This window comes from Armatimonas sp., assembly GCF_031410135.1.
In the GTDB taxonomy this organism is placed as follows: Bacteria; Armatimonadota; Armatimonadia; order Armatimonadales; family Armatimonadaceae; genus Armatimonas.
In genome coordinates this window covers 1-2933 of sequence record NZ_JANNYP010000379.1, presented here as the reverse complement: position 1 = coordinate 2933, position 2933 = coordinate 1, and the positions used below count along the sequence as shown (strand labels likewise).

Genomic DNA, 2933 nt, shown 5'->3' with positions numbered 1-2933 from the left:
GCGGTGCATCTTGGGCGGCAAGGATCTGTTCAAAGCGTTGGCGAAGTCGCTGTTTCGTTTCTTCTGTCATCCCCCTATGATGACGACTTTAGGAGCAGAAGGCAAATCGGCTTGCCTCACCACTTTTTTGTCCTGCACCCTCTGCTCAGAGCCTGTGCCCGGCATGACCGACACCCTGCTCCCTGGCGGCAAGGTAAAGCCCGCCCCACGGCGGATCATCCCCCACCCCGAGCAAGCGCCGCATATCCTCAAAGCCTTCGAGATCTTCGCTGAGTTCGACAACATGGGCGAGGTGCGCCGCTACCTGCGCCGCGAGGTGCCCGATTGTACCTGGACCATGGAGCGCATCTCCAAGCTCCTGCGCAACGACAAGTACATCGGTGTGGCACGCTTCGGGGAGCACATGAACCCCACTGCCCATGAGCCGATTATTGCTCCGGAGCTATGGGAGCAAGTCCAGGCGCTGCTGAGTAACCCAGAGCGCCGCCGCAACACTCGCTCCGAGGGCTGGGCAGAGGGCCGCCAGCGCGACCCGATGACCTACTACCTCAAGGGGCGGATCTACTGCAAGAACTGCGGCTGCCGCATGACTCCTGCGGCGTTCCATGGCCGAACCACCATTGTCTCGTACTACCAGTGCATCCACGGAACCCAGTACGGCGCGGACTGCCCGGTCAAGCGGGTGAACGCTGCTACGCTCCACAGCACCATCCTCGGAGAAGTGCAGCGCTGCGCCGAGCACCCCTCCCGACTGATCCGGCTCTATGAATCGGTGGCCAAGAACCTGCCCTCGCCCAGCGAGACCCGTGAGGAGATTAAGCAGGCCAAGCGTAACCAGCGCGAGACCGAGAAGAAGATTGAGCGCATTATCGAGGCGATCAAGGTGGTGGGTGGCTCGAACGCCCTAGCCGAGGAGCTACGCATCCTGGAAGCACGCCGTGAGGAGTGGATCAAGCGGGTTGAGGAGCTGGAGGCAGCCCAAGTGCGCCGCACCTTGCCCCGGCCTGATGCCGCCACGATAGCTGGATTGTGGTCGGGGTTTCTGGAGCGGTGGGCCGCTCTGTCTGAGGAGGAGCGCGTGGAGCTTCTCCCTCTCGTCGTGGATCGGGTGGACTTCAGCGCAAAAAACGAAGGAGCCATGCGTCTCTTCCTGAGCAATGTTCAGGACACTGAGACCGCATGGCTCCCGATTCGAATGTGAGTTTTCACAATTCTTCATCGTCGGGTTTGTGGATAAACCCTTGCATGGGTGCGGCAGACTTTCGAGGTTCCACAATGGATGTGGCTCGCAAAGGGTTCGCCGCTCACCGTTCGGAAGATTTTCAGCCTGTCAGCTTAATTCGTTTCGTCGCGCCTCTGGGCCGACGGCGGAGGCTGACCGATGCAACCCCTCAAAGCGCGTAGACATAGGCTCGCGCCTCTCCCCCATCTAAACAAGAAGGCGGTGCCCCGATGAACCGGCACACCGCCCCCACAGAGCAAGCCCTTCTCGCGCCAACGACCGAGCTTGCTGCTAACGTTGATACTTTACCACTATGGCGGCTTCCTGAAGCGCGTAGCGACAAAGAAGCACGCCTCGGGGTTCTCATGCGAAACATTCTCTGGCTCCATGCCAACCAAGGATGTCGCGCCGAGAACGAGTTCTTCGCTCACCATCCCACGATGGGCCTGGCTCGCGATGTCTCCACCATCCGCCGGGGCCTTGCCGATCTCGAAGCCTGCGGGCTGATCGTCCGTGAGTTCGATGCCTACGGCAAGCGCACCATTCGCCCACTGGTCACGGCGGTGGAGCTGATCGAAGCGGGCTGGTCGGCACTCGCGGAAGCGATCCTTGGCATGAAGCAGTGGCCCGCCGTTGTGCGCGCCCTGTGCCGCTCGCTGCTCAAGCGCCTGGGCAAGTGGCGTAGTAAGCTTGATCTCGCCAAGCTGGGAGTTCGCGCCGAGCACCTGGAAGCCACTTCTCAGGATCGGAATTGCGCGGGGTCTGCGCGGACAATTGCGCGGCCTTTTCCTTTAGAAGAGAGCAAAGCGCAGAAGACGACAACAGTACAAGGCACTGGTTCTGCCCCCAAGCAAGCAGGTGTTGTTGTCTCTCCTGCGGAGGTTCCAGAGCCCGAGAGCGAAGCCGTCGCCATCGCAGTAGAAGCGGGTCTGGATCGGAACGCCGCTCGTCGAGCAGTCGGGGAGAAGCCTTTGGAGGCGGTGAGGAGCGCGGTCAGAGCAGCACGAGCTTACGCGGCCTCTCACGAAGTACGAAGCCTGCCTGCCCTGCTCGTGACGGCGATACGTGCCGGGTGGCTCGCGCCCGCGCCGCCTTCGAGCCACGGCAGTGACCGCGGCGAACGGCCCGTTCGAGTTACCGTTGCTCCAGCCCAGATGCGCTCAGAGGCGGCACCGCGCCTGACTGAACCTGGCACCTCGGCGGCGGCGTGGGAGGCACTCTCGGAGGATCAGCAAGCGGGGCTTCTGGCCGTGGCGCTCGCCGCGGTTCTGGACGGTGGCACGGAGCCAGAGAAGTCCCTGGCGCGGCGGCGCGGCGTGGACTCGCTTCCGGTCGTGATGCGAGCGAAGCGACTGGCACGAGAGCGGGCTGAAGCCCTTGGAGTTTCAGATGCCGGGTAAGCGACGGGACGGGCAGCTCTGCCTGCGTGGTATGGCGAGCATCCGGCCCCGAAAGCCTCGCGCCGAGATCGAGGCCCAGGAGCAGCGGGCATTCTTTGTTTGGCTTCGGCTTCATGCGAGAGCGCACCCCGAAATGAGGTGGGTGCATGCGATCCCGAACGGGCTTTGGCTCGGGCCGAAGCGTGGGGCGGATGCCGTGGAGTTGGGCTTGACCGCCGGGGTGTGGGATGTGTTCGTTCCAGTGCCATCGTCAGGGTGCCACGGGCTGTACATCGAGCTGAAGGCGGGACGCAACGGATTGACTGACGAGC

The 2933-nt window shown here is 62.9% G+C and carries 2 protein-coding genes and 1 pseudogene; all 3 read left to right on the top strand.

The window, feature by feature from the left end; translation table 11 throughout:
- Window positions 1–1201 (top strand): recombinase family protein (locus tag RMO15_RS13830; protein ID WP_309713626.1); only part of this gene is annotated, 1201 nt, incomplete at its 5' end.
- Window positions 1202–1452: 251 nt separating this feature from the next.
- Window positions 1453–2622 (top strand): hypothetical protein, encoded by a 1170-nt coding sequence (locus RMO15_RS13825; protein WP_309713624.1) that lies wholly within the window; start codon window positions 1453–1455, stop codon window positions 2620–2622.
- Window positions 2612–2933: pseudogene (locus tag RMO15_RS13820) on the top strand (hypothetical protein); the annotation flags it as partial. The gene RMO15_RS13825 and the pseudogene RMO15_RS13820, both read left to right, overlap by 11 nt.